The organism is Methylocucumis oryzae, assembly GCF_000963695.1.
In the GTDB taxonomy this organism is placed as follows: domain Bacteria; phylum Pseudomonadota; class Gammaproteobacteria; order Methylococcales; family Methylomonadaceae; genus Methylovulum; species Methylovulum oryzae.
Genome location: NZ_LAJX01000234.1, coordinates 1 through 4,838, shown reverse-complemented (window position 1 = coordinate 4,838; position 4,838 = coordinate 1). Strand labels below are relative to the sequence as shown.

The window sequence follows — 4,838 nt, the reverse complement described above, 5'->3', positions numbered from 1 at the left end:
AAACGCGCGAATAGCCCATTATGGCCAGAGCCTATAGCTCAAATTAAAGGCCGGATATACGTGTGCAGTCGTACCCCTATCCAGAAGTCAGAAATGCTTGCAAAACGGGAGGAGTCCATATACGGATTCGCCGATAGGCAATCCGCCATTTCGGAGGTACACCGATGGCGGTTTTCTATCGCGAAACTGCCCCACGCGCTGTCATTGTTGCGGGTTTTAGTGTTTGATACGTCTTATGTAGTGTTAGATGTTTTTAATCGTTTAAGGTGTTTTGAACAATGCGTTTTATTGTGTTGGGTTGAGGAGGGATTTTGGATATTCAGTTAACAAACAAAATACGGCGTAATGCCTGGTGGTTACTGTGCCTTATGGTTTTTTTTTAGTATTGCTTTTTTTCAATGCCAAAACAGTTTGGCGGACACTAATCTCGCACCTGTTTTTGAGTTGAGACATACACTGGGTGGTGGTAGTGTCCTTACTTCCATCATCAAAATATATCCCGACGGAAAAATCCATTTTCACCGTAACGCAGTTGAGTTGAGCCGCCGTCATCCAGCAGCAAATGCCGTGGACAGCTACGCTCAACTGACACCCGAACAACTGAATGAACTGGTAAACGTATTTTTGTCGCTGCCATTCGAATTATCAAAAAAACTTGAGCAGGTAAAAGAAGGTGTGAACATACCTGGACATTCATTTATTGCGTACAAAGACAAATACATCAATATTACGATTGAAGATTCTATTTTTTCAGCTTTTTTGGAAAACCGAATGGGCAAATATATTAATCTAAAGCAATTACTTTGCGCTGAAGTCGCGAATGATAATTGTGGTACTAATGTGTTTAAAATACCGGAAGACTTACAAGGCCTTAAAAATTACATGGAACAATGACATTCATTTTAAATTTACGATAACAGGAGCAAAAAATGACAACTGTAACTGATGAGCAAAAAGGCCAACTTATTAAAAGCAGTTGGTTTTATCAAAGTGGAACACAAGCGTTAACACTTACCTATAGTTTTGGCGACATGCTAATACCATATTGGAAAAATTTTGACTATGGAGTGCATGGTGTATCAAAAGGCACGTTTCATATTTTAACACCCGAACAACGTGATGCTTTCGCAAATGCCGTAAAGACTTGGGAGAGTGTTGCCAATATACATTTGAATCCGGGGATGCCATACACTGTGGATGCTGGATTAATTACACTCGGCTTTGGCGACATTGTGGTGGTAGGTGGGGAGTTATTTGATCCAAAGTACCCCAAGTCAATTCTTTTGGGCTCTACCATATCCCCAACAGGTACTCGTTCTGCTGATTCTGCCGGAGACATAGTTTTCGGAAACACAGGGGAGGCCGACAAACTTAATAAGCTCATTAATCCCGGGGAGGAAGGTTTTTTTACCTTTGTCCATGAGCTTGGTCATGCGTTAGGTTTAAGCCATCCTTTACATGGTAATGAATACGGCCTAAATCAAATGCTTACTGTTATGTCATACAACGAAATGGACGGAAAGACAGGGAATGAACACGATCCTCATAAAATCACTTTGGCGGGTGGCCATTGGCTTCCCTCCAAACCCATGCTCTACGACATCTTAGCTATTCAAACCTTATACGGTGTCAATTCAGAAACTAATGCAGAAAGTGGTAGTGTATATCAATTTTTAACCGGCGCAGACGCCGTTCAAGCCATTTGGGATGCGGGCGGTGAAGGCGATGTTATAGATGCTTCGAATCAATTAGATCAAAATGTAGCTGTTACGATAGATCTTACACCTGGAAACTTCAGCTTTGTTGGTAAAAGCGAGTACCTTAGCCAACAACTCATTGCTATTGCTTATCAAGTGACTGGACAGGAAAACAACTGGATAGAAAACGCGATAGGCGGCAGCGGCAACGACAAGTTGATAGGCAATGATGCAGAAAATGAATTGACCGGCAATGACGGTGAAGATGCATTATTTGGCGGTAAAGGCAATGACGAGCTTAATGGCGGTGATGGTAATGATTACTTAGATGGTGGCGAAGGCGATGATACCTTAATCGGGGGCGCAGGTATTGATGTTTATATTATCGAAGGTAATGACACCATAAAGGATGACGGTGAAAATTATATTTTTTACCAAGGAAAACTCATTAGCGGGGTATTTAAAAGCGACAGCAAAGGTGGCTCAACGTTTAAATCCGATGATGGCAGAACTTTAAGCTTCCATTCTCCAGGTGTGCTAACACTGAGTGGCGGTGACACCATAACGTTCCAAAACCAAACCAGCAAAGAAGATTTTGACGGCAACGATTTCGGCCTCCATTTGAGCGAAAAAGCGACACACATCTTCCACGGAGACCAACATCCCCCGATAATAGGTGACCATTTTGAGATTGGGTTTAATTGGAATGACGATGGTTCGTTACGAGATGGCGTAGCGGAAGCTAATTTTAACGACGTGATTTACGGCAATAATCAAGACGAAAAAGGCATCGGCGACCCCGGCGACGATGAAATCAAAGGCTTTGGTGGTAACGACGCGCTCAGTGGTGGTGAGGGCGATGACGATATTGATGGCGGAGACGGCGATGATTTAATTGGCGGCGGCGACGGCGAAGATGTGATTCACGGTGGCGCTGGCAATGATGTGATCTTAGGTGCAGCCGACTTATCGGCACCATGGCGAATTAAACCGGAAGAGGACTGGTCGGATTTTTGGGAATTACAAGAGGGTGAAAGTGTTTGGATAAAAGGCAGTACGTGGGTGGTGAGTTACGATGATGCCAAAAAAATCTATACTGTTCATGCGGTACGCCCTTATCGCAAAAAAACGATGGCGATGCCCTGTATGCGGAGGCAGGCGATGATTATGTGGTGGCTGGCTTTGGTGATGATTTTATTGATGGCGGTGCGGGTGAAGATCAACTTACTGGTCACGGTGGTAATGATATTATCGAAGCGGGAGACGATGACGATAAGGTCGATGGTGATGGCACCTTAAGGTCGGATGAGCTGTTTTATAACTATGTCGCGGTCGACCATCATGGTAATGATTATATCGATGGTGGTGACGGTGATGATCAGCTACTGGGCAAAGGCCGAGATGATGTGTTAATGGGTGGCATCGGCGATGACAAATTATGGGGCGACGACGCGATGAAAACCGATGAGGAAAGCGCAGCCGACCCGGATAATCCTGAATTACCCGAAACAGCCCACGGTGATGACTACTTAGATGGCGGCGAAGGCGATGATGAGCTGACCGGCGGCGGTCAAAACGATCAACTCTATGGCGGTGACGGTGACGACAACTTATGGGGTGATGATGATCCAGAAAAGTTTGATGTGGAATTTAGTGGTCAGGATTATATAGATGGCGGCGCGGGTAACGATGAATTAACGGGTTGTGGTGCTGATGACGTGTTAATCGGTGGTGACGGCGATGATTTGCTTTGGGGCGATGACACCGTGGATCGCTTAGAGTCAGACTATCACGGTAATGATTATCTGGATGGCGGCGATGGTAATGATTCATTAGCCGGTGCTGGCGGAGCCGATATATTATTAGGTGGCGACGGCAAAGACGTGCTGATTGGCGATGAAGACAGTTTACCTATTGAGGCTCAAAGCGATGATTATTTAGACGGCGGTAATGGTAATGACCATTTAACCGGTAACGGTGGTCATGATCAACTGCTAGGCGGCAGCGGTAACGATGAGCTTTCAGGAGGCGATGGCAATGACACCTTAGAAGGTGGCGACGGTAATGATTCTCTGTTTGAGCTAATGGGCAATAATCTGCTGTACGGTGATGCGGGTAACGATCAGCTGATGGGTGGCATTAGTTACGATATGTTAAGTGGTGGCGCTGACAATGATGCGCTGTGGGGTGGTTCAAGTAGCGATAACTTAAGCGGTGACAGCGGCGATGACACCTTAAATGGTGGCGATTACGGTGATTATTTAGACGGCGGTGATGGCAATGATAGGTTATTTGGCGATGATGCTGGTGTAGGTGAAAGTGGTGCGCCAGGTAGCGATACCTTGTTAGGCGGTATCGGTAACGACACAATGGCTGGCGGCGACTACGAAGACAGCTTATACGGTGGTGACGGCAATGATTTATTAAGTGGCGATGGTGGCACTGATTGGCTTGAAGGCGGCGAAGGTAATGATGAGTTACAAGGCGGCGGTGAGGCTGATTACCTGGATGGCGGCAACGGTGATGATACGCTGTTTGGTGAGGCAGGTAATGACACGTTAAGCGCGGGCTTAGGTTTTGATTCGTTAGTGGGCGGCGATGGCGATGACCAAATAGAAGGTCATGAGGGTAATGATACGTTATTTGGTGAGGCCGGTAATGATCAACTGATTGATACAATGGGGGATAACCAACTTCAAGGTGGCGAGGGGCATGATTATTTACTCACCGATACTGGCAATGATTTGTTAATAGGCGGTTTAGGTGATGATGTTTTAAGCAGTGGTTTAGGTAACGATGAATTACAAGGTGGTGACGGTAACGACCAATTAGCTAGTGGTGACGGCGATGACACGTTATTTGGTGAGGCCGGTGACGATATTTTAAGCAGTGGCTTGGGTGATGATTTGTTAATTGCCAGTGACGGTAACGACCAATTGGATAGCGGTGACGGCGATGACACATTATCTGGTGAGGCGGGTGACGATGTTTTAAGCAGTGGTCTAGGCAACGATGAATTACAAGGTGGTGACGGTAACGACCAATTAGCTAGTGGTGACGGCGATGACACGTTATTTGGTGAGGCCGGTGACGATATTTTAAGCAGTGGCTTGGGTGATGATTTGTTAATTGCCAGTGACG

Annotated in this window: 3 protein-coding genes and 1 pseudogene; all 4 read left to right on the top strand. The window is 45.8% G+C overall.

The annotated features are described in order from the left end of the window. A partial coding sequence (locus VZ94_RS27290) for a hypothetical protein (RefSeq protein ID WP_204369210.1) occupies nt 1-327 on the top strand: 327 nt, incomplete at its 5' end. Between the two features lie 18 nt (nt 328-345). After that, nucleotides 346-894 carry a hypothetical protein gene (locus VZ94_RS18480; protein WP_045780352.1) on the top strand — a complete coding sequence of 183 codons (549 nt, stop codon included), beginning with the start codon at nt 346-348 and terminating at the stop codon, nt 892-894. Between the two features lie 35 nt (nt 895-929). After that, a pseudogene (locus VZ94_RS23675) lies at nt 930-2,648 on the top strand (M10 family metallopeptidase C-terminal domain-containing protein); the annotation flags it as partial. 218 nt (nt 2,649-2,866) lie between these two features. Beyond that, a partial coding sequence (locus VZ94_RS29650; RefSeq protein WP_131655631.1) for a calcium-binding protein occupies nt 2,867-4,838 on the top strand: 1,972 nt, incomplete at its 3' end.